Genomic DNA, 23,193 nt, shown 5'->3' with positions numbered 1-23,193 from the left:
CTCCGTAAGGTATCGTTCATCCCTTGACCGCGCCTGCGGTGAGGCCGGCGACGATGTGCTTCTGCGCCAGAAGAAAGAGAATGATGGTGGGCAGGATGGTCAGCGTGATGAAGGCCAGGATCAGGTGCCACTCGGACGAATACTCGCCCTGATAAACCATGATGCCGAGCGGCCAGGGATAGAGCGCATCGGTGTTGAGCATCACCAGCGGCAACAGATAGGCATTCCAGCTGTTGACGAAAGTGATGGTCCCGACGGTCGCCAGGATCGGTCGCGACAACGGCAGCGTCACATAGCGGAAGAATTTGATATAGCTACAGCCGTCGACCAGCGCGGCCTCGAGCAGTTCATAGGGAATGTCCTTGAAGAAGCGCCGCAGCAGCAGCACGCTCATCGCGAGGCTGAAGGCCACCTGCGGCAGCGCCACGCCAAAATAGGTATCGAGCAGCCCGAGATCGCGTACCTTGATGAAGAGCGGCAGCACCGCGGTCGCGGCCGGAAACAGCAGGCCGAGCGTCAGGTAGCTCAGCAGCATCGATGAGCCGTAGAACCTGACATGGGCGAAAGTGAACGCCGCCATCGAGGCGACGATCAGGGTCAGGGTCACCGTAAGCGTCGAGATGATCAGCGAGTTGCGCAAGAGCTGCCAGTAGCGCGCGGAGAACAGGATGTCGGCATAGTTCTGCCACTCCCAGTGACGCGGCAGGCCGAACGGATTGACGCGTAGTTCGCCGAGCGATTTGAAGCCGCCGAGCAAGGTCGCGAGCAGCGGCACCAGCACGAAGACGGCAACGACGGCGAGGAACACCGCCTTGAACAGCACGGCAGGATCTAACGGCGTACGATTGGTCTCGGTGCTACTCATCACGCATGAACCATCGCTTGTACGTGAAGGCAAAGGTCACGCAGATCGTGAACAGAATGACACCGATGGCGCTGCCATATCCGACCCGCATGCGGGAGATGCCGTTGTTGTAGAGGAAGCTCACCAGCGTGTTCGAGGAGTCCGCAGGCCCCCCGCGCGTCAGCGGCATGACGAGGTCGAACAGCTGCAGCGAGCCGACGATGGCGAAGAACACCGAGAGGCGAATCGTCGGATAGAGCAAGGGGATGACCACGTGTCGCAGGGCTTGCGAACGCGTCGCGCCGTCGATGCGCGCGGCTTCGATCAGGCTCTTGTCGAGGCCCTGGAGCGCCGCGATGAACAGCATCATGTGGAAACCGAAGTACTTCCAGACGACGACGATCAGCACGGCCAGCATTGCCGTATCGGTCGAGGCCAGCAGATGCGGGGGCTCGGCGCCGAAGGTACGCCAGATCGAGGCGACAAGGCCGTAATCGCCGTCATAGACGAAGCTGAAGATCAGCCCGGTCGCGATCTCGGCCAGGATATAAGGCATGAAGAACAGCATGCGCAGCGCCACCGCCCCGCGAAAGCGTTCGGCGAGCATCAAGGCCAGCGTGAGCGCAAGCGGCAGCTGGATGGCGAGCGAAACAGCGATGATCAGCCCGTTGTTGCGCAGCGCGAGCCAGAAGGCGCGTGTCTCCAACACGAAACGGTAATTGTCGAAGCCGATCCAGTTGGTCGGCCTGCCGAACCCGTTCCAGTTGAAGGCCGAGTACCAGGCCGCCTCGCCGATCGGCAGCACCACGAACAGCGTGAACAACAGCAGCGCCGGCGGCAGGAACAGGATCAGGACCGTCAGCCTGCCGTCCCAGCTCGGGCCGCGCTCGGCGACCTGCGGGAGCTCACCGGCAACGTCCATCGCCGACACGCTCGCGGCCCGGCGTGCCACCGTCAGTTACCCTGCTTCCACGCCGCCTCGATCGCCTTGGCCGCGTCTTGCGGGGTCATGCTGCCGCCGGCGATCTCGGCGGTGACGTCGTTGACGACGCGGCCAACCGAGGGGCCGAGGCTCTGGTCATAGAAGTTCTGGTGGTAGTTCGACTTCGCCAGATTGGCCGCGATCAGCTTCATGAAGGCGTTGTTGAGGCCGGCATCCGCGCCCTGCACCACGGGGATGATGAAGTTGCCCGCAGCAAGCCGCGTCTGCACGTCCCTGGAGACGAAGTATTTCAGGAAATCGACGGCCTCCTTCGGCGAGCCCTTGGTGATCAGCCAGCCGGTGATGCCGCCGAGCGTATCGGTTGGGGCGCCCTTGCCGCCGGCCACGACCGGGAAGTCGAACCAGCAGATCTTGTCTTCGCTCAATCCGACCTTGTCGGCGGCAAGCGCGCGCTGCAAATGATAGACCGTGCTGATGGCAAGCGTCATCGCCGCCTTGCCATCGCCGAAATAGCCGACCGCCTGTGGATTCTTGAAGCCGAGGAAGCCATTCTGGAACGGCTGGAGATCGACGAGTTGCTTGAACAGCTCGCCGGATTTCCGGAAGGTCTCGCCGGCGAAGCCGCCGTCCTCGCCGCGCAGCGCCGCGTCGAAGGCCGGCTTGCCGCCGACGCGCACCGCAAGATGCGTCCAATAGAAGTGCAGCGGCCATTTGTCGGCCCCGCCGACCACGATCGGGGTCACGCCGGCGGCTTTCAACGTCTTCACCGCGGCAAGCAGATCGTCCCAGCTCTTGATCCCTGCGGGATCGACCTTCGCCTTCGCCATCAGCTCCTTGTTGCAGAGGAAGCCGACCTGCGACAGCGCAGTCGGAAGACCATAGACGCGGCCGTTGGCCGTGAAGGCGGCGAGCGCCGCCGGCGTGAGGCTGTCGCTGTAACCCTTCACCTGATCGGTGATGTCGTCGAGGACGCCAGCCTCGATCTGCGTCTTCAGGACGCCGCCGGCCCAGCTGTAGATGATGTTCGGCCGGTCCTTGGATTGCAGGATGGTCGGCAGCTTGGCCTTGTAGGCCTCGTTCTCGAGGAACTGCATCTCGATCTTGGTGCCGGGATGCGACGCCTCATAGGCCCGCGCAACCTCCTCCCAGATCTTCACCTGGGCCGGATTGGCTTCGATGTGCAGCCACTTGACCGTCGTGTCGGCCGCGGCGGAGTTGGCCCAAAGCAGGCACGCGACGGCGGCGAGTCCCAGCTTCCCGAGCAGTCTCATCACATTCCTCCCAACCGGCTCTTATTCTTTGGCTGCAATCCTGCCTTCGATTTTTGAGGTACGCAACTAAAATTCTGATCTATGCACCTCACGCGGGGAATGGCTAAGGTTGGCGGGACAACTGGGCGGCGCCTCGCACCGCCCGCAACGCAACTTGAGAGGTGCCCATGGCCGCCGTTTATTCCGACCTTGCCGGCAAGGTCGTTCTCGTCACCGGTGGCGCATCGGGGATTGGGGCTGCGATCGTGCGGCGCTTCGCGCAGCAGAAATCCAATGTCGTGTTCTTCGATATCAAGGCCGACGAGGGCGAACGCCTCGCACGCGAGCTGTCGGATCAGGGTCTGGCTGCGCATTTCCAGCGCGTCGACCTGACTGACATCGCCGCGTTGCGCGCCGGCGTCGCCGAGACGCGCAAGACACACGGCGCGATCAATATCCTCGTCAACAATGCCGCACATGACGAACGGCACAACACCGAGGAGATGACGCCGGAATACTGGGACGACCGCATCGCGGTGAACCTGAAGCACCAGTTCTTCGCCGCGCAAGCCGTGCTGCCGGACATGAAGGCGGCGAATGCCGGCGCCATCATCAATTTCGGCTCGGTGTCGTGGATGGCCGGACAAGGCGGCATGGCCGCGTACACGGCCAGCAAGTCGGGCGTGGTCGGTCTGACGCGCTCCCTCGCGCGCGATTACGGTCCCTACAACATCCGCGTGAACGCGATCGCGCCGGGCTGGATCATGACCGAGCGCCAGCTCGAGAAATGGATGACGCCGGCGGGCGAGATCGAACTGCAGCAGCGACAGTGCCTGAAGCGCCGGCTGGTACCGGACGAGATCGCGAAATTCACCGTCTTCCTTGCCTCCGACGAGGCCTCCGCCTGCACCTCTCAACATTACGTCGTGGATGGCGGCTGGGTGTGAGATGCTTTGAGGGTCGTGGGCGGGACCAGAGCTCGAACCTGGGCCCCGCTGACTAAGAGTCAGCGGGTGGCTCCGTCCAGTTGTTTGCACAAGCCGAGGTCGCGAAGCCTATTGGAAAGATGCCAATGGCACTTTCAATCAGCTCACACCGCGACAGTTCAGCCGTGTTGCTGCGTGACGCTCGGACGTGAGTTGGTGACGGCCTCGCGTATCATTCCGGCGACCAGCTTCGGCGCGGTGATCGGCGATGCATGATCGACTTTCTCGGAGCGAACCTGCGCACCCATCCGTCGTGCCAGGAATAGCTGTGTCGCCGGATTGATCATTCGATCCTCCTCGGCGACAAGGTACCACGACGGCTTTGCCTTCCATGCCGCTTTCGGAGCCTTTTCCTGGATTGCCGCGACGGCAATGGGACGCTGGATCGCAGCAAGGAGCGCAGCCTGCTCAGGTCGGGCATGCTGGCACCAGGCCGCGCCAAACCGGTCGTTCGGCATCCAGAGGAAACCATGACTGTCGGGGGTGAGTTTCGGCGCCTCCGGCGACGGCTTGTCGCGATAGAATATTTGCGCGACTGTTTCGCCTTCGTCGGGAGAGAGAGCCGAAATGAAGACCAGCGACCGCACTCTGTCCTGCGTGACCGCACCAATGACGGCGCCGGCATAGGCATGCGCGACAAGGACAACCGGCCCGTCGGTCCGCTCCAACGCTCGCTCAAGCGCCGCAACATCATCCGATAGCGATGTGAGCGGGATCGGCGCCGCCATCGTCTTTAGTCCCTCGGACTGCAGTAGCGTAATGACGTGCGCCCAGCTTGAACCGTCGGCCCAGGCGCCGTGGACGAGAACGACGGTGGCGTCCGTCCCCGCAGCTTCCGATCTTCTGCTGACGTCGCGGGCGACCTTCTTGCTCGCTCGGGCATTTGCAACCGCCGGCGCGATCACGCCGAATGGTGCTGCCGCAACAGTCGTTGCCGCAGCACCAACGAAACGCCGGCGATCGTGGTTGATTTCGTCGGACATGGATCCTCCATTGCTCTGGCGGCTTGCGTTGACGCACCTCCGCTTACCCTGACCTCCCGCTATTCGGCGACGCGACCAAATTGGTTACAGGCGGAGGATCATTCCAGCGATCACTTCCCGACTGCCCCCGCCTCTGCCCCATCGCGCCAGCGGGATGACCGAAATCATCAGCACGAACGGTTCAGTGACGCTAATCCTGCGAAAGCGCGCTTCCACGCAGGTGCTAACATGTCTCACCGCGTCGTCATTGAGGGGGGCGTTTGCCAGGAGCGTCGCGCGAACCTCGAAGGACCTCAGGGATGACAGAAAAGACAAACATCGAGCGCCGCACCTTCGTCCAGGTGATGACCGCTGCATCGAGCGCCGCTCTATCACTGGCGCTTCTACCGCGACGCGCGGCTGGCCAATCCCCAAACAATTCCGCCTCGAACGCTTCCGATCTCTTCGAGACAAAGGAGATCAAGACCGATGACAACACCATTTTCATCAGGCGCTACGGGAGCGGATCCCCACTGCTCATGGTCCATGGATTTCCGCGAACCAGCCTGATGTGGCGTCAAGTCGCGCCGCGCCTCGCCGGTAATCGCACGGTCATCTGCGTCGATCTTCGTGGATATGGCCGCAGCGGCGTTCCCGCTTCCACGGAGGATCACTATCCCTATACAAAGCGGGCGATGGCGAATGAGCTTGTCGCCGTGATGGATAAGCTTGGCTTTTCCAAATTCGATCTGGTTGGACACGATCGGGGCGGTCGCGTTTCCTACCGTCTAGCGCTCGATCACCCGGAGAAGGTGCAGCGTCTCGCAGTGTTTGACGTGCTGCCGATCTCGGAAGCCTGGGGCCACGCCGACGCAAAGTTCGCCATGACCTACTGGCCATGGAGCCTCCTCTCGCAGAAAGCACCGCTTCCCGAAAAATACCTGATCGGTGCGCCGGACGCGGTATTCGACAATCCCTTCGGCCAAGGCTCATTCGGCCCCGAAGTGAAAGCGGAATACATCGAAACCTACCGCGATCCGGCCCGGGTGCATGCGATCTGCGAAGAGTACCGCGCGGCCGCAACCCTGGATATCGAGCATGACAAGGCGGACCAGAAGGAAGGCAGGCGCATTAAGTGCCCTATGCTGCACCTGTGGGCCTCCGGCGGGCCACTCGATACATTCTACGAGCAGAATGGCGGCGCATTGGGAATTTGGAAGAAGTGGGCCGACAACGTACAAGGTCGGGCCGTCAAGGGCGGTCACTTCTTTCCTGAGGAAAACCCTACCGACACAACGGAGCTTCTAACCAAATTCCTGTCGGCTTGAACGGCAGCTGACGCCCGCGCAGATTTCGACCAGGCTGGCCACAGCCAGGCGATGGCCGGCGAACGAACGATCCTCGCCGGCCCAGCTCCATTCAGCCGATCTCCCGCCGGACTATGGCCGCCGCATCGCACATCGCCTTCAGCTTTCCGAACGCGGTTGCGCGCGGCATGTACTTCATGCCGCAATCGGGCGCCGCGACCAGGCGGTCCGGCGAGACGTATTTCAAGCCGTTCCGGACACGGGCGGCCACAGTGTCGACGCTCTCGATCGCGGGATCAGCGAGGTCGAGCACGCCGAGCATGATCTTCTTCGACGACAGGTCCCTGAGCACGCCGAGGTCGAGCTTCGGCTGCGCGGCCTCGATCGAGATCTGGTCGGCAATGGTGTCGTCGAGCTCGGCGAGGAAGGAATAGCCGGCCGGCTTGTTCGAGCCCGGCACGACCGCGGCATAGCCGAAGCAGAGATGCACGACCGTCGGCACCGTGATGCCCTTCAGCGCCCGGTTGATCGCCTTGACGGCATAGCGCTTGGCGAGATCCGGATTGTTGCGCACCCAGGGCTCGTCGAGCTGGATCACGTCGGCGCCAGCCTCCTGCAGATCGAGCGCCTCGGCGTTGACGGCCTCGGCCAGCGCCATCGCGAGCTCCTCCTCGTCCCTGTAGAACTCGTTCTTGGCCTGCTGGCTCATGGTGAACGGGCCCGGCAACGTGATCTTGGCGGCACGGTCGGTGTTCTTGCGCAGGAACTGCATGTCGTGCAGCTCGACCGGTCCCTTCCGCTTCACGGGGCCCACGACGCGCGGCACCGGGGTCTGGGTGTTGCCGGTGCGCGCCACGATCATCGCGGGATTGTCCCCGTCGATGCCGTCGAGTGCAGTGGCGAAGCGGTTGGAGTAGCTCTCGCGGCGGATTTCGCCGTCGGTCACGATGTCGATGCCGGCGCGCTCCATGTCGCGGATCGCGACGATGGTCGCATCGTCCTGCGCCTCCTCCAGATGCTCCGCCGGCAACCGCCACATGTCGTGCAGGCGCGTGCGCGGCACCACCTTCGACAGCATGGCGCGATTCACCAGCCATTCCGGCTGCGGGTAGCTGCCGACCACCGTGGTCGGCAGGATATGCGTTGGCATGGGCATGGGATTCTCCTTCTTATTGTTGTGGAGCGCGGCTCTCAGGCCGCGCGCGTCGCCGTGGCCGATCCCTCGTCCTTGACGGGGTTGCGCAGGATGCCGATGCCGGAGATCTCGATTTCCACGACGTCGCCGCCCTTCATCCACAGCGGCGGCGTACGATAGGCGCCGACGCCGCCGGTCGTGCCTGTGACGATGACATCGCCGGGCGCAAGCTCGGTGAACGTCGAGCAGTAAGCAATCAAGGCCTGCACGTCGAAAACGAGATCAGAGATCGGGGCCTTCTGCACCTCGACGCCATTGAGGCGCGTGATGAGCGTCTGCTTGGTGACGTCGGTCAGTTCGTCGGTCGTGACCATCCAGGGCCCGAAGCCGCCGGTGCCGGCAAAATTCTTGCCAGGCGCGAATTGCGAGGTGTGGCGCTGCCAGTCGCGGATGCTGCCGTCATTGTAGCAGGCATAGCCGGCGACATGGTTCAGCGCAGCCTCGCGCGAGATGCGGCGACCAGCCTTGCCGATGATGACGGCCATCTCGCCTTCGTAATCGAAACGCTCGGACTCCAGCGGCCGGATCATCGGCTGGCCATGGCCGACCTGGCTGTTCGCGAAGCGGGTGAAGATCATTGGATGCGCCGGCGTCGGATGGCCGCTCTCGGCCAGATGCGTGGCGTAGTTGACGCCGATGCAGAAGATCTTGTCGGGATCGGGCACGGTCGGCAGCAGCGCGACATCCTGCAGCGCGTAGTCGGGCTTCTCGCCGGCGAGTTTCTTGAGCTCGTCGAGCGATCCCTTCGCCAGCAGCGCCTTCAGCGTCGGATAGGCCTTCAGGCGCTTGCCGGCATCGATGACGCCCTTGTCGGTGACGATGCCATAGCTCGCGGTGCCGGCGATCGTGAAGCTTGCAACTTTCATCAGTCAAACACTCTCTTCGATGGAGGAAACATAGTCGTTGATCGGAAGCGCGATCGCGCCGTTGCGGATCGGAACACATTGCGGCGGGAAGTCCTGGCGGAAGCGGGCGCCGGCCGCCTCGGCAGCGTCGAGGAAACGCTCGAGATGGTCCATCGCGCCGGTCGGAAGATCGTGCAGCACCATCAGCGTCCAGGGCTGCCGGCTGCACTGGTCGAGTGCGCGCTCGGTCCAGCCCTCGGGGTCGTCCCAGTCGCGCGGAATCGCATTCCAGAGCACGCAGCTGTGCTTGTTGCGGGCGAGATAGTCTACGACGGAGGGTTTCAACAGCCGCGCATCCAGATTGCCGCCGCCACCGAACGGCCGGAACCAGCGCTGGGGATGCGCGAGATCGGAGATCGCAGACTGCGTGCGGCCGATTTCGTTCTCTGCCGTCTCGCGATCCGCCTGCTCACCGAGCGGAATGGTGTGCGTAAACGTGTGATTGCCGATCCAGTGCCCCTCCCCGTGCGCACGCACCGCAAGGCCGCGCCGCGCGGGGTCAGCGAGCTTCTCGCCGATGACGAAGAAGGTGGTCTTGATGCCGCGCTCGGCGAGAATGTCGAGCACACGCGGCGTCACACCCGGATCGGGGCCGTTGTCGAATGTCAGGGTCAGATCGTACACGCCAGTACCTCAGGTCGCCGGCTGCATCGCGCGCGACGCGATCTCGTCATTGGCCTGACCGGCCCGCGTGCCGGTCTGCCAGATCGCCGCCTTGCGCTCGATCCAGCGGATCGCAGCGTTGAAGGCGATGGCGAGGAACAGCACGAGCAGCACGCCCGCGAACACGTGCGGACTATCGAGAATTGTGCGGTAGCGCGAGATCAGATAGCCGATGCCGGCCGATGAGATCAGCATCTCCGAGACGACGACGCCGACGATGACCAGCGCACCGCCGACACGCAGGCCCGACAGCACCGTCGGAATCGCCGCCGGGATGATGACGCGGATCAGCCGCTGGCTCAACGTGGCGCCCATGCTACGTGCCGCGAGCAGGAGCTGCGGATCGATGGTCTGGATGCCGGCGGCGGTGGCGAGCATCGTCGGCAGGAAGCCATAGATCGAGGCGAACGCGATCTTGGACTCCGAGCCGATGCCGAGCCATACCGTGAAGACGGGATAGAGGATCACGAGCGGCACCGCATACAGGCTCGACACCATCGGCATGATCAGGACGCGCGGACGCGGCAGGCTGCCGACGATCGCGCCGAGCAGGATGCCGCCGCCGCAAGCGAATGCCATGGAGACCACGACCTCGTAGAGCGTCACCGCGAGCGCATGACCGTATTCGGCAGCGTCGGTCCATCCGGCGATCAGCGTCGACGACAGCGACGGCAGGAACAGTTCGGGAATGAGCCCGGTGCGCGGCAACAGCTCCCACAACGCAATCAGCCCGGTCACGATCAGGTATCGCAGCGTCGTCGCGCTTATTCTGGCGCTCATCTCCGCCTCACGCCGATTTGCGGATGTGCCGCCAGATGCGGTCGCGCAGCGCGCCAAAGGCGTCGCCGCTCAGCATCTCGTAGGTGCGCGGCCGCGGCAGCTGGACCTGGAGATGGTCGACGATGCGGCCGGGCCGCGCCGACATCACGATCACCTCGTCAGCGAGATAAACGGCCTCCGTGAGGCTGTGCGTGACGAAGACGACCGTCTTGCCGGTCGCAGCCCAGATCCGCAGCAGCTCGTCGCCCATGGTCATGCGCGTCTGCTCGTCGAGGGCGGCGAACGGCTCGTCCATCAGCAACACCGGCGGGTCCTGCACCAGCCCGCGCGCGATCGAGACACGCTGCTTCATGCCGCCGGACAATTCGTGGGGATGCCGCCTGCCGAAGCCGTCGAGGCCGACCAGCTTGAGCGCATCCTGCGCCTTGGCGCGGCGCTCGGCCTTGGGCACGCCCCGCAGCGCCAGCGGAAACTCGACATTGTCCTCCGCCGTCAGCCACGGGAACAAGCTCGCTTCCTGGAACACCACACCGACCCTGTCGGGGTCGGGCTGCAGGATCGGCGCGCCGCTGATGGTGATCGTGCCGGAGGTCTGCTGGCGCAGACCCGCCATCATCATCAGAAGGGTCGACTTGCCGCAGCCGCTCGGGCCGACCAGCACGACGAAGCGGCCGGGCTTGACCTCGAGCGAGACGTCCTCCAGCGCGACGACGTCCTGCGACCTCGTCTTGAAGACCTGACCGACGTTCTTCACCTCGATCGCGCCGGCCCGCGCGGCGGGCTTCAACGGGGTCACGTTCGCCAATGGCTGCATCGCGTTTCCACCCATCTGACAAGTTCGTTGAAGGTCATGGCGATCGCGGCCACCATCACGACGCCGGCGAGGAGCTGCTTCATCTGGAAGTTCTCGCCCCAGGTCGCGATCTGGTGACCGATGCCGTCGCGTGAGGCGTACATTTCGGCCAAAATCACGCCGGTGAGGTTGAAGATCATGGAGATCCGCAACGCCTCCAGCAGCACCGGCAGCATGCTCGGCAGATAGACCCGGAACGCCGTCTGCATCGGCGTAGCGCCATAGGAGCGCGCCACCGTCAAGTGCTCGACCTTGACCGATTCCACCGCCGTGGTGGTCGACATGATCACGATAAAGATCGTCGAGAAGAAGCCGAAGCCCACCTTCTGGGCAAAGCCGACCCCGAACACCAGGATGAACATCGGCAGGAAGATCGACTTCGGGATACTGAAGGCAAAGAACAGCAGCGGCTTGGCAACGTCCGCGAAGTAACGGTTCTCCGCGACCAGGAAGCCGATCACCGCACCGAAGGGCACGGCCAGCGCGAACGCGGCCAGCACCTCGGTCGCGGTCACCATCAAATCCTTCTGCACCGCCGCGCGCTGCAGGAGATCGCCGAGCGTCGCAAACGTGTCGGACGCCGACGGCAGCAGGCGCGGATTGACGATGCCGGTGCGCGACAGCACCTCCCAAAGCGCCAGGACCGCGATGATGATCGCGATCCGCGCAAGGTTGATGACGAACGTGCTTTGCATCGTGACTACTTGGTCGGAACCGGCTTGAACTTAGCCGAGATCACGTCCTCGACCGGCACGATGTCCTTGAGTCCGCCGAGCTTGGCGAGGTCGAGCGAGAGCTGCACGGCCGCATTGACGTCCGCCGCGCCCATGTCGCCGCTGGTCTCGAGCTTCATGATCGTGTTGTCGTACTCAAGGCCCGCGATCTCCGGCGGCATTTCATAGAGCTCAGCGATCAGCTTGACGGTGACGTCGCGGTTGGCGCGCATGAACGCGACCGCGCCGTAGAGGGCGTTCACCGCCTTCTGCACCATCTGGGGCTTGGCCTCGGCGAATTTGTCGAGCACGATCCAGCCTGCGGTGAGGTTCGGCGGGACCGCGGTCGCGTAATCGAGGATGGGCTTGGCCTCGCCGGACTTCGAGATCTGGAAACTCAGAGGCGAATAGACCACGGCCGCCTCGACATTGCCGGCCAGCAGGTTCGGCACCAAGCCACCGCCGCCGACGGGAACGCGCGTAAAATCGATCTTCTTGTCCTGGATGGTCCACAGCGCGAGCAGGTCGGAGCCGGAGCCAGCCGCGGTGATCGCCACCTTCTTGCCGTTGAGGTCCTTGACGTCGAGCGTCGACTTAGTCGGGACCATCAATTGCCAGCCGAAATTGCCCATCGCGGCATTGGCGACGATCCGCGACATCACGCCTTTCTTGCGTCCGGCGGACACCAGCGACGGCGGATCGAGAATGATGTCGGCCGCGCCCGCAGCCATGCCTTCGAACGTCTCGGCGCCGCTGCGGTAGATCGTCAACTCGGCCTGGATGCCTTCCTTCTCGAACAGTTTCTGCCGCACCGCCGTCTCGGCAATCGTCGTCGGCCAATAGGTTTTCGTGGGCAGGCCGACGCGGATGGTGTCGGCGGCGCTCGCAGGCCCCGCCAGAATTGCGGTGGCGATCAGCGACATCAGCGCGTGATTGATCTTCATTATTGGCTTCCTCCCGGTCTCTGTTTTTTGTGTGCCGGATTTTTCCGGATCGTCAGGTCGTACGGCTCACCTCCGCAATGCGAGAGGCGGCGAGCTCGACGAATTCTTTGGTGGTGCCGAAGTGCTTTGACAAGGCGCGAACTGCCGCATCCGCATCGCGCCTGATCACGGCGGCGACGATCGCCTTGTGTTCGGCTTCGACGTTGCGCGGCTTGCCACCGGCCTCTCGGCGGATCGAGAGGCGGCGATATCGCTCGCTCTGCTCGTGCAGCACGTCGCGGAAGCCGAGCAGCCATGGCGAGCCGCACGCGTTGACCAGCGCGCGATGGAAGATGCGGTGACGGACCACCCACTCCTCGTAGTGCACGGTCGGATCGTCGGGATAGCGATGGGGAACGGCCTTCAAATCCGCCCAGGCGGATTTCACCGATGCGAGCCAGGCCTCATCGCCCCGCTCGATCGAGCGGCGGAGCGCAAGCCCCTCGATGTCGATACGGGTCTGCGTCACGTCGGCGAGATCGGCGAGTGACACCGGGCTCACGCGAAAGCCACGCTGGTCTGACGCCTGCACGAGCCCGTCCGCGACAAGTCGCGACAGCGCCTCGCGCACGGCGGCGAGACTCACGGAGAACTGTTTGGCGAGCCCCGCGATATGCAGCTTCTGGCCCGGAGGCAGCCGCGTCGCCAAGATGTCGGCACGCAGACGTTCGTGCAGCGCCGACGTCAGGCTGCGCGGACCATCCCCGGGGCTTCCGGACAACTGGAACTGAAGCGGACCCATGGTCGGATGATTGCAAGGCAGCGGCCGCTGGTCAACAGAAAATCGAAAATCGATTTTTTCTAGCTTAGGTTACGTTGCGCCTTGCCCAACGTCCTGGGAATGCGCGGACCTGGACGGCGCCACGTCGAGACGAACCGCTACGCCCTTCAAATCCGGGCCTGGCGCCGGGTAGAGCTTCATGACGAGCGGATCATGGCCAGGAACGATGTGGTCCGCGTCCGGCGCCGCGGCTCGCAGCTTGTCGAAACCCACCAGCATGTCACCAACATGAAATGCTGTCGTGAACGGACGCTCGCTCGTCATGTTCTCGTAGAAGTGACTGACGTCGGAGGCGAGCACGACCGGCCCGCGGCGCGTGTTGACGCGGACGAACTGAAGACCGGCCGAATGCCCGCCGGCCGCGTGGACCGTCAGTCCGGGCGCGATCTCGGCGTCGCCCTCGTAGAACAGCACCCGGCGCGCATAGTTCAGCCGCACGATCCCGCAGACGTCCTCGACCTCGAAGGAATGCGACAGCCTCGGATACTGCATATAGCGCCCGGTGGCGTAGGCGAGCTCGCGCTCCTGAAGATGAAACCGCGCATTCGGAAACCGGTCGAAATTGCCGGCGTGATCGTAGTGCAGATGCGTGAGGATCACATCCTTGACGTCGGCCACGTCGACATCGAACGCGGCAAGCGTCTCCACCGGGCAGCGCAGGAATGTTCGCCTGCGCTGCCTTGCGATTTCGGCGTTGAACCCGGTGTCGATGACGAAGGTGCGACCGCCCCCCCTCGCCAACCACATGAAATAGTCCATCGGCATCGGCCCGTCATGCGGATCGCCGCCGATGAAGTGCTCGCTCCGCTGGGCATCCCGCGTTGCATAGCGGATGGCGAAGAGCTCGTATTCCGGGTCGGCCATGGGGCCTCCAATCAAGCGGGCTCAGGACCCCGCATCGACCTCGTTGAAGGCCTCGCGCGCGTTGCGGAAGGCGTCGATGCCGGCGGGCACGCCGCAATAGACCGCGACCTGGAGCAGGATCTCCTTGATCTCCTCCTTGGTCAGCCCGTTCTTCAGGGCGCCCTTGACGTGCAGCTTCAGTTCGTGCGGGCGGTTCAGTGCGCCCAGCATCGCCAGATTGACGATCGAGCGTGTGCGGCGGTCGACGCCGGGCCGCGTCCACAACGCGCCCCAGCAGAATTCGGTCGACCACTCCGCCATGGTGCGCGTGAACTCGTCGGCACCGGCGATCGACTTGTTGACGTAGTCCTCGCCCAGCACCTCTTTACGAACTTTGAGGCCCTTTTCGAATAGTTCGGTTTTGCTCATGATCGTCCCTTTCCGGTCTTGAGAGATTCTAGTTGGAAATTGTTTGGCGCGACGCCGATGGTGGCCGCAGTGACTGCAGCAGCGTGGCGACGTCGTCCGCCGCATCAAGCCGCCAGACCGCGTCGATGACGCGGTCTGCATCCCAGTCGCTTCGACCGGTCCTCACGCCTTCGCGCAGCTTCTCTTCGATCTCGCGGTCTGAAAGCGGCGCAGCCTGGCTGCCGCGCGGCGACGTCACGGTCTCTGTGAGACTTTCACCAGACGACAGGCCCAAGGTGACGCGCGCAGCACCATCGGGCATCTGAGCATCAAGCTCCGCCCTCACCCTCTGCCGCAGTCGCGCGATATCGGGCCGGACCACGGTCTCCTGCGCGAACTCGGCCACACCGGCCGCGCCGAGCAGCAGTCCGCAAGCCACACAATGATGGATGCTGACGCGCGCATCGCGTTCGTTGTTGACCGGGCGATCACCGCGCGCGAGCAGCAGTGCCGAGCCCTGCACTGTCACCGACTCGATCTGGTCAACGCGTCGTCCAATCCGTTTGCGCAACAGCAGGCAGGCGTCGATGACCGAATGGAACACGATGCCCGCCGGATAGGGCTTGTAGGTGTTCTTCGCGATCTCCCAGGTCTTGCCGAGGCCATCGAGCATGCGGGCGAGATCCGGCTCATCCCCCATGGTACGCGCCCAGCCGAGCGGCCCCTCGATGGCGCGGGGCGCAGCCTCATAGCCCTGCTGCGCGAGCAGCGCGGCGAACAACCCGTTACGCGCGGCATTGCCGACGCTGACATTCTTGGCGGCGCTTGGCAGATTCTCGACATTGCCGGCCGACTGGCTCGCTGCAAGTCCGATCGCGTTCGCAATCCCTTCCGCGGGCAGGCCCAACAGCTTCGCGCACGCCGCCGCAGCGCCAAAAATCCCGCAGGTCGAGGTGATGTGCCAGCCGCGGGCATAATGACGCGGCGAGACTGCATTGCCGATGCGGCACTCCACATCCACGCCAAGGATAAACGCGGTCAGCACCGCGCGCCCCGTCAGCTTGCGCGTCTCCGCCAGCGCCAATATCGGCGCGGCGACCGGCGCGGCCGGATGGATGATCGTTTCAGGGTGCGTGTCGTCGAAGTCGAGCAGATTCGCCGAGATGGCATTGAGAAACGACGCGCACAGCGCGTCCATGGACTGCGAATGGCCGATGATTGTCGATGTCGCGGCGCCGCTGAACGGCGACAGCGTGCGCATCGCGGCCGTGACCACCGGATCGCGTGCGGAGCCGAGCGCGGTCGCAAAGAAATTGAGGATCGATCGCCGCGCCTCAAGACTCTGCGCCTCCACGTCCGCCCACGACGAGGACGCGACGAAATCGGCGAGCGTCTTGCTCACACTCGGAATTGAATCTTGCGGCACGCGGGGCATCTTCCTCGTTTTCCCGGACCATATGACGATCCGCGGCAAACTGTCGACCCCAAATGTTATGCTTGACAGCTTGTCTGACAATCATAACAATCCGTCCCGTTGGCGCGGAGTCCCGCGACCACGACGACGGCTGCCGACAAGGCCGGCCGGCGATAGCGATTGACCAACGAGATCAAGAAGGCGCGCCCGTCACGGGATCGCGCGACAGGGAGTAGACGATGGCGGGAGAGATCCTCGGCGTAATCGGCACGGGCCGCATGGGCGGCCCCATGGCGGGGCGATTGATCGACGCGGGCTATTCGCTCGTCATATATGACACGCAGACCGAAGCGACCCAGCCGCTGGTCAAGCGCGGCGCCCAGCTTGGCAAATCGCCGGCCGATGTCGCCTCCCGCGCCGATATCGTGCTCGCCAGCCTGCCGACGCCCGACATCGTCAAGGCGGTCACACTCGGACAGGACGGCATCAGCAGCGGCAGCCGCGCCAAGATTGTCATCGATCTCTCGACCTCGGGTCCCGGCGCCGCGAAGATCGTTGCGGAAGGCCTGAAGGCCAAAGGCATGACGCTGGTCGATGCGCCCGTGAGCGGCGGCATCAAGGGCGCCGTCAACGGCACGCTGGCCGTGATGGTGTCCTGCCCGCAGGCGACCTACGAGACCGTGCAGCCGATCCTGAAGAATTTCGGCAAGCTGTTCTACACCGGCGACAAGCCCGGCGTGGCACAGACGGCCAAGCTCGCCAACAATCTGATGGCGGCCGCGGCGCTGGTGATCACGTCCGAAGCCGTCGCGATGGGCGTCAAGGGTGGCGTCAATGCCAAGGTGCTGATCGACATCATCAACGCCAGCAGCGGCCGCAACAGCGCCTCCGAAGACAAGTTCCCCCGCGCGGTGCTGCCCGGCACGTTCGATTTCGGCTTCGCCACCGGCCTCTCCTACAAGGACGTCCGGCTCTGCGTCGACGAGGCCGAGGCCATGGGCGTGCCGATGGTCTGCGGCGCGGTGGTGCGGCAGATGCTCGCGATCACCAACGCCAAGTACGGCGCCTCGTCCGACTTCACCTCGATCGCCAAGGTCCTCGAGGAGTGGGCCGGGGTCGAGATGCGCGGCTGATCACGCAAGCCTTCAGGGAGAGCGATTGCGATGACGATCGGCCCGACCGGATCAGGCAAGGTCTCGCTCGCGCGCCAGATGGCGCGGAGCGTGCTTGCGCTTGATCTTGGAGATTTCGGGCCGGAGGTCGTCGCGAAGGCAAAGCTCTGCCTGCTCGACTTCCTGTCCTGCGCCTTCGAGGCGGGCCAACATCCCTGGAGCCGTCAGGCGGTTGCGATCGCACAAGCCGGCGGCGCTGCAACGATCATCGGGACGTCAAAACTCTCCTCGTCGGCCGATGCCGCCTTTGCCAACGCCGTGATGGGGCATGGTCTCGTCCGCGAAGACATGCACGCGGCCAGCATCGCGCACCACGGCGTCGTGATCTGGCCGACGCTGCTCGCGCTGTCGGAGCAGACGCCGCTGCACGGAGCCAGGCTGCTCGCTGCCGCTATCATCGGCTATGAGACCGGCGCGCGGATCGGCCGCGCGCTGCTGACGTCCGATCTCGCACGGCTCTATCGCCCGACGGGGCTCGTGGCGCCGCCGGGCGCGGCGCTGGCGGGAAGCTTTGCGCTTGGCCTGTCCGAGGACCAAGCAACCAGCGCCGTCGCGATCGCGGCCAATACATCCAGCGGGCTGAACGAGTGGCCGCATGCCGGCGGCTCGGACATGTATTTTCATCCGGGTTTTGCAGCCAGCAACGCGATCAAGGCGGTCGGTCTTGCCGCTGCTGGTGCGTTCGGCTCGGAAACCATACTGGAGGGTGAAGCCGGCCTGTTCGCCGCCTATCGCCGCCAGGCCGCGCCCGACAGCATCACGCTCTTCCCCGAAGGCGAGAGCGAGATCATGGCCGTCTACAACAAGCCGGTCCCGGCCTGCAATTTCGCGCAGACCGCGGCCCAAGCAGCGCTTCGCGTCTCGCACGAGCTCGCCAGCACTGAGGAGATCGACCGCGTCATCATTCGCGCACCCGATGCCGCCGTTCGCTATCCCGGCTGCGACTCAATGGGGCCCTATCGCAACGCGCTTCAGGCCAAGATGAGCATTCCCTTCAGCGTTGCTGCGACGCTGACGCGGGGCGAGATCGAGGAAGAGAACTATTCCGAACTCGATGATGCCGACATCATTCGCCTGGTCGCGGTCACCGATCTCGGGGCAGATCCAGGCTTCACCGCCGCCTTCCCCGGCAAGCAGGGCGCAGAGGTGACCGTGCATCTGCGCGGCGGCCGGACCATCCGGCACGCTTTGCCCGACGTCATCGCCGCAACGCCTTCAGATATTCGTGCGCGCTTCCGCGCCGCCGCAACCAGAGTCCTTGGCGACGATCGCGCGCACCGGCTCGAGCAACTCATCGACGGCTGCGAGCAGCTCGGCAATGCCGGCGACATCGCAGCGCAGTGTCGTCTGGATGCGCCGGAACGAGTTTTACGATCGGCATCATAAGAAATGCCAAACAATACGGGGGAAACATGGTCGACCGGGAGACCAGCCTAGCAGTGCCGACGACGCACAATCGCCAGCAAGCCGGCGCTCGCGCCGCGCGGAGGCGGGGCTGATGGAAGGCTTCTTTCAAGCGCTCGCTGCGGGCCTTTTGATCGGCGCCGTCTACGGCCTGATGTGCGTCGGGCTCGGCCTGATCTTCGGCGTCATGCGCGTCATCAACTTCGCCCATGGCGATTTCATGATGCTCGGCATGTATGCCGCCTTCTATCTCTTCACCGCCGCCGGCATCCAGGCGCTGTTCGGCAACACGGTCGGGCCGTTCGTGGCTATCCTGCTGGCCGGCCCCGTGCTCGCCGTGTTCGGCTATTTCGTCCATCTGGCCCTGATCTCGCGCGTCTCGGGTACACGCACCGCCTCACTGGAAGGCGAAGGCCATTACGCCCAGCTCATCCTGACGCTCGGCATCGCGCTGATCCTGCAGAACGGCGGCCTCATCGTGTTCGGATCGGTGCTGGCCTCGATCCGCACGCCGCTGTCGAGCTCGGCCTGGGAGTTCGTTCCCTTCTTCGACATCAGCATCTTCCTCAACAAGGCGCGCAGCATCGACGCGATCGTTTCGCTCGCGATCATGATTCTGCTTTCGCTGCTGATCACGCGGACCCGGATCGGCAAGTCGCTCCGCGCCGCCGCCGACAATCCGACCGCCGCGACCTATATGGGCATCGACGTCGACCGCGCGCATCGCACCGCCTTCGCGCTCGGCTGCGGCATCACCGCGATTGCCGGCGGCCTGCTCGCGACCAACTATCCGTTCCACCCCTTCGTCGGCCTCGAATACGTGATCGTCATGTATGCCGGCGTCGTGCTCGGCGGCATGGGCAGCATCATCGGCGCCTTCTGGGGCGGCATGACGATCGGCCTCGTGCAGCAGATGTCGACGCTGATCCTGCCGACGCAATTGCAAAATGCCGCGATCTTCGCCGTGTTCCTCCTCATCATTTTCTTCCGTCCGCAAGGTTTCTTCGGGCGCATGGTCGAGAGGACGTGACCATGCTCCGGATGCGTTCACTGCTGCCTCCCCTGCTCTTCACGCTCGCTTACGCTGGGATCTCACTCGGCGTCACCAACTCCTACTACCAGCTCATCCTGACGCTGGTGCCGGTGTGGGCGGTGTTCGGCCTGTCCTGGAATCTGCTCAGCGGCTACACCGGGCTGATCTCGTTCGGCCACGCAGCCTTCTTCGGCATCGGCGCCTATGCGACCGCGCTCGGGCAGATTTATTTCGATATCTCCCCCTGGCTGCTGATCCCGGTCGCCGCCATGCTCGGCGGCATCGCCGGGCTGCTGATCGGATTTCCGACCTTCCGCCTCCAGGGCCACTACTTTGCGCTCGCGATGCTCGCCTACCCGCTCGCTATTCTCTACGTGTTCGAGTGGCTCGGCTTCCAGGAGGTGACGCTTCCGATCAAGCGCGACGCGCCGATCGCCTATATGCAGTTCTCCGATCCCCACATCTACACGCTGCTGGGGCTGGCCATCATGCTTGCCACCATCGTGCTGACGCAGGTGATCGAGCGATCCCGCTTCGGCATGGCGCTGCTCGCGATCAAGCAGAACGAGGCTGCGGCGGAAGCGGCCGGAATCAACACGCTGGCCTGGAAGCTGCGCGCGATCACGCTGAGCGGCGCGATCGCCGCCGCCATCGGCGGGTTCTATGTGCAGGTGCTGCTGGTCGTGACCCCGCAGTCGGTGTTCGGCATGCTGGTGTCGGCACAGGCGCTCACGGTCGCGATGTTCGGCGGCGTCGGCACGGTCTGGGGGCCGGTCATCGGCTCCGTGATCCTGATCCCACTCGCCGAGATCCTGCACGCAGAGGCCGGTGCGCGCATCCCCGGCATTCAGGGCGTCATCTTCGGCCTGGCGATCGTCTGTGTCATCTTGCTCGCGCCGGAAGGCCTGTTCTGGAAACTGCGCGATCTCCTGCGCAAGCGAAATGCATCCAAGGCAACGGCTAGCGACACTCCGGAAACGGCGGTCGCCAACGTCACGGCGCTGAAGCCCGCCGCGCGGCAGCGTGCGGCCACTGGCGAGGTGATGCTCGAGGTTCGCAATCTCTCGCGCTCCTTCGGCGGCCTCAAAGCCGTTCAGGACGTCAGTTTCAAGCTGCACAAGAACGAGATCCTCGGCATCATCGGCCCGAACGGCGCCGGCAAGACCACGCTGTTCAACCTCCTCAACGGTTTTCTGAAGCCGAGCGAGGGCGAGGTGCTGATCGACGGCCGCAACATGTCCGGCCAACGGCCGCACGTGATCTGCGAGGCCGGCATCGGGCGAACTTTCCAGGTCATGCGCCCATTCCTGCGCATGTCGATCCTCGACAACGTCGTGGTGGGGGCCTATGTGCGCGCCCGCTCCGACGCAGAGGCACGCAAGCTTGCCGCCGACGCGGTCGCCCGCGTCGGGCTCTCCGCCGTGGCTAACCGTGTCGCCGGCGAACTCTCGACCAAGGAGCTGCGGCTGATGGAGCTCGCCCGCGCGATCGCCGGCCAGCCCCGCATCCTGCTGCTCGACGAGACGCTTGCGGGCCTCGGCCACGGCGAAGCGGACGAGGTCGTCGCCGTGATCCAGCAGCTCGCACGCGACGGCATGACCATCGCCATCATCGAGCACACCATGCAGGCGATGGTCCGCCTGGTCGACAGATTCCTCGTGCTCGACCATGGCGCCGTCATCACCGAGGGCCTGCCCGAAGTGGTGACGCGCGACAACCGGGTGATCGAGGCCTATCTCGGCAAGAAGTGGGCGGGCCATGCTGCGAATTGAGGGATTAAGCGCGGGCTATTCGGCCAAGCCCGTCCTGAACGACGTGTCGATCAATGTCGGCGCGGGCCAGTTCGTCGCGATCGTCGGGCCCAACGGCGCCGGCAAGACGACGCTATTCAAGACGATCTCCGGCATCGTGAAGCCGAGCGGCGGGGCAATTACGTTCGACGGCGTCGATCTCCTCGCAGTGCCGCCGCCGCAGCGCGCCCATCTCGGCATCGCCCATGTCCCCGAGGGCCGCCAGGTCTTCCCGTCGCTGACGGTGATGGAGAACCTCGAAATGGGCGCGATGACCGAAAGCGGCCGGCGCGACTGGCAGGCCAATATCGAGCGCATCTTCGAATGGCTGCCGGTGCTGAAGGAACGCCGCAACCAGTTCGCGGGCACGATGTCCGGCGGACAGCAGCAGATGCTCGCGATCGGCCGCGGCCTCGCCTCCTCGCCGAAGCTGTTGATGCTGGACGAGCCCTCGATGGGTCTCGCGCCGTCGACAGCGGACTTCATATTCGAACGGCTGATCGATATCCGGCGTCAGTCCGGGCTGACCATGCTGCTGGTCGAGCAGCGCGTCGCGGAAGCGCTGGAGTCAGCCGACCACGGCTATGTCCTCGAAGCCGGACACGTCGTGCTCGAAGGCAACAACGATACGCTGCGCGCCGATGATCGCGTGCGCAAAGCCTATCTCGGCATGTGACGAACAAAAAACAAAGAGCAGGGAGACAACAAGATGAACAAGACATCGAAGGGCAGGATATCAAAAGGACTGACGCGCCGGACCGTGCTGTCGGGTGCCGCCGCCGTCGGCCTCGCCGGCGTGGCACGTGCGCAGGCGCCGGCCGAGGTCAAGGTCGGATTGATCGTCCCGCTGTCGGGCATCTACACCCGCCCCGGCCAGGTGATGAAAATGGGCGCCGAGATGGGCATCGAGCACATCAACGCGCAAGGAGGCATCAAGGCGCTCGGCGGCGCCAAGCTGAAGCTGGTGGTGATCGACTGCGGCGACACCACCGAGAAGGCCAAGAACGCGGCGCAACGCATGGTAGCGCAGGAACCCGATCTCGTCGCCGCCACCGGCTCTTATCTGTCGTCCTTCACCCTCGCCGTCACCGAGGTCACCGAGCGCGCCGAACTGCCGGTGCTGACACTGTCCTATTCGGACCTGCTGACCGACCGCGGCTTCAAATACATCTTCCAGACCGCCGCGACCGCGAGCCGTCAGTCCGAGCTCGGCCTGCCGACGCTGATGAAGCTCGCCGAGAACGCGTCGGGCAAGAAGCCCAAGACCGTGGCGATGCTGATGGACAACACCGCGACATCCGTCGCCACCGCCAAGGCACTCAAGGAAAAGCTGCTCGCACAGGAAGGCCTCCAGCTTGTCGTCGAGGAAGTCTGGACCCCGCCGCTGTCGGATGCCACCCCGCTGATCCAGAAGGTCCGCTCGACCAAGCCCGATCTGCTCCTGTTCATGCCGAATGCAGTGTCGGACGCCAAGCTGGGGTTGGAGAAGATCAGCGAGTTCGGCCTCGGCCAGGGCAAGATCCCGACGGTGTCCTTCAGCATCACCATCGCCGAGCCGGACATGCTCCAGAGCGTGAGCCCGGAGACCGTGCAGGGCATCATGACCATCGTCGCCAACTGGGGCTCGAAAGGCCACGAAGCCCTGATCGCCGAGCTCAAGGCCAAATACAAGGAGCCCTGGATGACGCAGAACGTCATCTCGACCTATGGCGACATGTGGCTGATGAAGGAAGCGCTGGAGAAGGCCGGCAAGGCGGACCGCAACTCGGTCGCGCAGGCGTTCCGCACCATGGATGCCGGCCCGTCGAAATACTATCCGGGCGGCCAGCTCAAATTCGACGAGAAGGGCCGCCGCGTCGGCGCCGGCGTCGTCATCGTGCAATGGCAATCGGGCGTGCCTGTCACCGTCTATCCGCCCGATCTCGCGCAAGCAGAGCCGTTCTGGCCGAAGAAATCCTAAGCGC

At 64.3% G+C, this 23,193-nt stretch carries 23 protein-coding genes; 8 read left to right on the top strand and 15 right to left on the bottom strand.

Annotation, left to right across the window (positions count from 1 at the left end):
• Positions 1-16: 16 nt before the first annotated feature.
• Genes ABIA90_RS02320 through ABIA90_RS02310 form a run of 3 tightly spaced genes read right to left on the bottom strand, consistent with a single transcriptional unit; the run spans position 17 to position 3,058 of the window.
• Positions 17-865: a carbohydrate ABC transporter permease gene (locus tag ABIA90_RS02320; protein WP_247308867.1), complete on the bottom strand. Its 849-nt coding sequence runs from the start codon at positions 863-865 to the stop codon at positions 17-19.
• Positions 858-1,796 carry a carbohydrate ABC transporter permease gene (locus tag ABIA90_RS02315; RefSeq protein ID WP_071915383.1) on the bottom strand — a complete coding sequence of 313 codons (939 nt, stop codon included), beginning with the start codon at positions 1,794-1,796 and terminating at the stop codon, positions 858-860. The genes ABIA90_RS02320 and ABIA90_RS02315 overlap by 8 nt, the downstream gene beginning before the upstream one ends.
• 2 nt (positions 1,797-1,798) lie before the next feature.
• Positions 1,799-3,058, bottom strand: a complete 1,260-nt coding sequence (locus tag ABIA90_RS02310; RefSeq protein WP_354117140.1) for an ABC transporter substrate-binding protein — start codon at positions 3,056-3,058, stop codon at positions 1,799-1,801.
• Between the two features lie 167 nt (positions 3,059-3,225).
• On the opposite strand from ABIA90_RS02310, the gene ABIA90_RS02305 reads away from it, so the two are divergent.
• Positions 3,226-3,984, top strand: a complete 759-nt coding sequence (locus ABIA90_RS02305; RefSeq protein WP_354117139.1) for an SDR family NAD(P)-dependent oxidoreductase — start codon at positions 3,226-3,228, stop codon at positions 3,982-3,984.
• 158 nt (positions 3,985-4,142) lie between these two features.
• On the opposite strand, the gene ABIA90_RS02300 is transcribed toward ABIA90_RS02305, so the two are convergent.
• Positions 4,143-5,006 carry an alpha/beta fold hydrolase gene (locus ABIA90_RS02300; RefSeq protein ID WP_354117138.1) on the bottom strand — a complete coding sequence of 288 codons (864 nt, stop codon included), beginning with the start codon at positions 5,004-5,006 and terminating at the stop codon, positions 4,143-4,145.
• 299 nt (positions 5,007-5,305) lie between these two features.
• Here ABIA90_RS02300 and ABIA90_RS02295 point away from each other — a divergent pair, with 299 nt between their 5' ends.
• The gene (locus ABIA90_RS02295; protein ID WP_354117137.1) at positions 5,306-6,313 is read left to right on the top strand and encodes an alpha/beta fold hydrolase; all 1,008 of its coding nucleotides are present in this window, start codon (positions 5,306-5,308) and stop codon (positions 6,311-6,313) included.
• A 91-nt stretch (positions 6,314-6,404) separates the two neighbouring features.
• Here the strand turns inward: ABIA90_RS02295 and ABIA90_RS02290 are convergent, their stop codons facing one another.
• The 11 genes from ABIA90_RS02290 to ABIA90_RS02240 all read right to left on the bottom strand — a co-directional run bounded on the left by ABIA90_RS02290 (position 6,405) and on the right by ABIA90_RS02240 (position 15,851).
• Complete coding sequence (locus tag ABIA90_RS02290; RefSeq protein ID WP_354117136.1) at positions 6,405-7,448, bottom strand: uroporphyrinogen decarboxylase family protein; 1,044 nt, start codon at positions 7,446-7,448, stop codon at positions 6,405-6,407.
• Positions 7,449-7,483: 35 nt separating this feature from the next.
• Positions 7,484-8,353 carry a fumarylacetoacetate hydrolase family protein gene (locus ABIA90_RS02285; protein ID WP_063984355.1) on the bottom strand — a complete coding sequence of 290 codons (870 nt, stop codon included), beginning with the start codon at positions 8,351-8,353 and terminating at the stop codon, positions 7,484-7,486.
• 3 nt (positions 8,354-8,356) lie between these two features.
• Entirely contained in the window at positions 8,357-9,016 is a 660-nt protein-coding gene (locus ABIA90_RS02280; protein WP_354117135.1) for a polysaccharide deacetylase family protein, read from the bottom strand.
• A 9-nt stretch (positions 9,017-9,025) separates the two neighbouring features.
• Positions 9,026-9,835, bottom strand: coding sequence for an ABC transporter permease (locus ABIA90_RS02275; RefSeq protein ID WP_354117134.1), 810 nt, complete (start codon positions 9,833-9,835; stop codon positions 9,026-9,028).
• Positions 9,836-9,842: 7 nt separating this feature from the next.
• Entirely contained in the window at positions 9,843-10,649 is an 807-nt protein-coding gene (locus ABIA90_RS02270; protein WP_041956016.1) for an ABC transporter ATP-binding protein, read from the bottom strand.
• Positions 10,628-11,383, bottom strand: a complete 756-nt coding sequence (locus tag ABIA90_RS02265) for an ABC transporter permease (protein ID WP_208085950.1) — start codon at positions 11,381-11,383, stop codon at positions 10,628-10,630. The genes ABIA90_RS02270 and ABIA90_RS02265 overlap by 22 nt, the downstream gene beginning before the upstream one ends.
• A 5-nt stretch (positions 11,384-11,388) precedes the next feature.
• A complete protein-coding gene (locus tag ABIA90_RS02260) occupies positions 11,389-12,345 on the bottom strand; it encodes an ABC transporter substrate-binding protein (RefSeq protein ID WP_354117133.1) in 957 nt (318 codons plus the stop codon).
• Between the two features lie 52 nt (positions 12,346-12,397).
• Positions 12,398-13,126, bottom strand: a complete 729-nt coding sequence (locus ABIA90_RS02255; RefSeq protein ID WP_354117132.1) for a GntR family transcriptional regulator — start codon at positions 13,124-13,126, stop codon at positions 12,398-12,400.
• Positions 13,127-13,195: 69 nt separating this feature from the next.
• On the bottom strand, positions 13,196-14,029 hold the full coding sequence (locus ABIA90_RS02250; RefSeq protein WP_354117131.1) for an N-acyl homoserine lactonase family protein: 834 nt from the start codon (positions 14,027-14,029) through the stop codon (positions 13,196-13,198).
• Positions 14,030-14,050: 21 nt separating this feature from the next.
• Positions 14,051-14,437 carry a carboxymuconolactone decarboxylase family protein gene (locus ABIA90_RS02245; RefSeq protein ID WP_027575101.1) on the bottom strand — a complete coding sequence of 129 codons (387 nt, stop codon included), beginning with the start codon at positions 14,435-14,437 and terminating at the stop codon, positions 14,051-14,053.
• Positions 14,438-14,465: 28 nt separating this feature from the next.
• Entirely contained in the window at positions 14,466-15,851 is a 1,386-nt protein-coding gene (locus ABIA90_RS02240) for an MmgE/PrpD family protein (RefSeq protein WP_354117130.1), read from the bottom strand.
• Between the two features lie 218 nt (positions 15,852-16,069).
• Between ABIA90_RS02240 and ABIA90_RS02235 the strand changes: the two genes are divergently transcribed.
• From ABIA90_RS02235 to ABIA90_RS02210, 6 genes are all read left to right on the top strand, one after another.
• Positions 16,070-16,963 (top strand): NAD(P)-dependent oxidoreductase, encoded by an 894-nt coding sequence (locus tag ABIA90_RS02235; RefSeq protein WP_014496460.1) that lies wholly within the window; start codon positions 16,070-16,072, stop codon positions 16,961-16,963.
• A 30-nt stretch (positions 16,964-16,993) separates the two neighbouring features.
• Positions 16,994-18,388: an MmgE/PrpD family protein gene (locus ABIA90_RS02230; RefSeq protein ID WP_354117129.1), complete on the top strand. Its 1,395-nt coding sequence runs from the start codon at positions 16,994-16,996 to the stop codon at positions 18,386-18,388.
• A 112-nt stretch (positions 18,389-18,500) separates the two neighbouring features.
• Positions 18,501-19,436, top strand: a complete 936-nt coding sequence (locus ABIA90_RS02225) for a branched-chain amino acid ABC transporter permease (protein ID WP_028147199.1) — start codon at positions 18,501-18,503, stop codon at positions 19,434-19,436.
• Positions 19,437-19,438: 2 nt separating this feature from the next.
• Positions 19,439-21,211: a branched-chain amino acid ABC transporter ATP-binding protein/permease gene (locus ABIA90_RS02220; protein ID WP_354117128.1), complete on the top strand. Its 1,773-nt coding sequence runs from the start codon at positions 19,439-19,441 to the stop codon at positions 21,209-21,211.
• Positions 21,198-21,905, top strand: a complete 708-nt coding sequence (locus tag ABIA90_RS02215; RefSeq protein ID WP_014496464.1) for an ABC transporter ATP-binding protein — start codon at positions 21,198-21,200, stop codon at positions 21,903-21,905. The genes ABIA90_RS02220 and ABIA90_RS02215 overlap by 14 nt, the downstream gene beginning before the upstream one ends.
• 33 nt (positions 21,906-21,938) lie before the next feature.
• Positions 21,939-23,189, top strand: coding sequence for an ABC transporter substrate-binding protein (locus ABIA90_RS02210; RefSeq protein WP_354117127.1), 1,251 nt, complete (start codon positions 21,939-21,941; stop codon positions 23,187-23,189).
• The last annotated feature ends 4 nt before the right edge of the window (positions 23,190-23,193 follow it).

The organism is Bradyrhizobium sp. LA6.8, assembly GCF_040547935.1.
Taxonomy (GTDB): domain Bacteria; phylum Pseudomonadota; class Alphaproteobacteria; order Rhizobiales; family Xanthobacteraceae; genus Bradyrhizobium; species Bradyrhizobium barranii.
Note: the sequence above shows the minus strand (reverse complement) of the source record. Positions and strands in the feature narration are given on the sequence as shown.

Bases quoted from the DNA above. Each gene is read 5' to 3' on its own strand.
- ABIA90_RS02320 (WP_247308867.1), bottom strand. From the start codon at position 865: ATGAGTAGCACCGAGACCAATCGTACGCCGTTAGATCCTGCCGTGCTG.
- ABIA90_RS02310 (WP_354117140.1), bottom strand. From the start codon at position 3,058: ATGAGACTGCTCGGGAAGCTGGGACTCGCCGCCGTCGCGTGCCTGCTT.
- ABIA90_RS02305 (WP_354117139.1), top strand. From the start codon at position 3,226: ATGGCCGCCGTTTATTCCGACCTTGCCGGCAAGGTCGTTCTCGTCACC.
- ABIA90_RS02300 (WP_354117138.1), bottom strand. From the start codon at position 5,006: ATGTCCGACGAAATCAACCACGATCGCCGGCGTTTCGTTGGTGCTGCG.
- ABIA90_RS02295 (WP_354117137.1), top strand. From the start codon at position 5,306: ATGACAGAAAAGACAAACATCGAGCGCCGCACCTTCGTCCAGGTGATG.
- ABIA90_RS02290 (WP_354117136.1), bottom strand. From the start codon at position 7,448: ATGCCCATGCCAACGCATATCCTGCCGACCACGGTGGTCGGCAGCTAC.
- ABIA90_RS02285 (WP_063984355.1), bottom strand. From the start codon at position 8,353: ATGAAAGTTGCAAGCTTCACGATCGCCGGCACCGCGAGCTATGGCATC.
- ABIA90_RS02275 (WP_354117134.1), bottom strand. From the start codon at position 9,835: ATGAGCGCCAGAATAAGCGCGACGACGCTGCGATACCTGATCGTGACC.
- ABIA90_RS02270 (WP_041956016.1), bottom strand. From the start codon at position 10,649: ATGCAGCCATTGGCGAACGTGACCCCGTTGAAGCCCGCCGCGCGGGCC.
- ABIA90_RS02265 (WP_208085950.1), bottom strand. From the start codon at position 11,383: ATGCAAAGCACGTTCGTCATCAACCTTGCGCGGATCGCGATCATCATC.
- ABIA90_RS02260 (WP_354117133.1), bottom strand. From the start codon at position 12,345: ATGAAGATCAATCACGCGCTGATGTCGCTGATCGCCACCGCAATTCTG.
- ABIA90_RS02255 (WP_354117132.1), bottom strand. From the start codon at position 13,126: ATGGGTCCGCTTCAGTTCCAGTTGTCCGGAAGCCCCGGGGATGGTCCG.
- ABIA90_RS02250 (WP_354117131.1), bottom strand. From the start codon at position 14,029: ATGGCCGACCCGGAATACGAGCTCTTCGCCATCCGCTATGCAACGCGG.
- ABIA90_RS02245 (WP_027575101.1), bottom strand. From the start codon at position 14,437: ATGAGCAAAACCGAACTATTCGAAAAGGGCCTCAAAGTTCGTAAAGAG.
- ABIA90_RS02240 (WP_354117130.1), bottom strand. From the start codon at position 15,851: ATGCCCCGCGTGCCGCAAGATTCAATTCCGAGTGTGAGCAAGACGCTC.
- ABIA90_RS02235 (WP_014496460.1), top strand. From the start codon at position 16,070: ATGGCGGGAGAGATCCTCGGCGTAATCGGCACGGGCCGCATGGGCGGC.
- ABIA90_RS02230 (WP_354117129.1), top strand. From the start codon at position 16,994: ATGACGATCGGCCCGACCGGATCAGGCAAGGTCTCGCTCGCGCGCCAG.
- ABIA90_RS02225 (WP_028147199.1), top strand. From the start codon at position 18,501: ATGGAAGGCTTCTTTCAAGCGCTCGCTGCGGGCCTTTTGATCGGCGCC.
- ABIA90_RS02220 (WP_354117128.1), top strand. From the start codon at position 19,439: ATGCTCCGGATGCGTTCACTGCTGCCTCCCCTGCTCTTCACGCTCGCT.
- ABIA90_RS02215 (WP_014496464.1), top strand. From the start codon at position 21,198: ATGCTGCGAATTGAGGGATTAAGCGCGGGCTATTCGGCCAAGCCCGTC.
- ABIA90_RS02210 (WP_354117127.1), top strand. From the start codon at position 21,939: ATGAACAAGACATCGAAGGGCAGGATATCAAAAGGACTGACGCGCCGG.